Raw genomic sequence first — 739 nt, forward strand, 5'->3', positions numbered from 1 at the left:
GTTGATCCAGACCTTGCCACCGCGCTTGATGTGGCGGGTCATGGCGATACGAGCCGCCTCGATCTGCCGGTTGGTGACGTAGGCCGGGGTCAGTGCCTGGACGCCCCAGTCTCCGAAGGAGACCGTGGTGCCGCCGGTCGCAGTGCCACCGCGCTTGGGGTGGTGCTGCTTGCGGTGCTTCACACGACGGGGGATGAGCATCAGTTACCACCCTCTGCATTCGCTGCGGGGGCGTCGCCGGAGCGCTCTCCACGACGTCCACCGCGATCATTGCGGTCAGTGCGCTCGGGACGGCGACGGCGATCGCCGGCGCCTCCGCCGCGACGGTCTCCGCCGCGGCCGCGGGACTGGGCTGCCGCCTCCTGAGCTGCGAGCTCCTTGGAGGTCAGGTCGCCCTTGTAGATCCAGACCTTCACGCCGATGCGGCCGAAGGTGGTCTTGGCCTCGAAGAAGCCGTAGTCGATGTTCGCGCGGAGCGTGTGCAGGGGCACGCGGCCCTCGCGGTAGAACTCCGAGCGGGACATCTCGGCGCCGCCCAGACGGCCGGCGCACTGGATGCGGATGCCCTTCGCGCCGGCGCGCTGCGCCGACTGGATGGACTTCTTCATGGCGCGGCGGAAGGCCACGCGCGAGGCGAGCTGCTCGGCGACGCCCTGGGCGACCAGCTGCGCATCGATCTCGGGGTTCTTGACCTCGAGGATGTTCAGCTGGATCTGCTTGCCCGTGAGCTTCTCGAGCT

The 739-nt window shown here is 69.0% G+C and carries 2 protein-coding genes; both read right to left on the minus strand.

Going from position 1 to position 739, the window contains the following annotated elements:
* A partial coding sequence (rplP, locus tag IG178_RS24550) for a 50S ribosomal protein L16 (protein WP_193215219.1) occupies nt 1-201 on the minus strand: 201 nt, incomplete at its 3' end.
* A partial coding sequence (rpsC, locus tag IG178_RS24555) for a 30S ribosomal protein S3 (RefSeq protein WP_193215220.1) occupies nt 201-739 on the minus strand: 539 nt, incomplete at its 5' end. The genes rpsC and rplP, both read right to left, overlap by 1 nt.

Source organism: Neoluteolibacter marinus (assembly GCF_014904755.1).
Taxonomy (GTDB): domain Bacteria; phylum Verrucomicrobiota; class Verrucomicrobiia; order Verrucomicrobiales; family Akkermansiaceae; genus Haloferula; species Haloferula marina.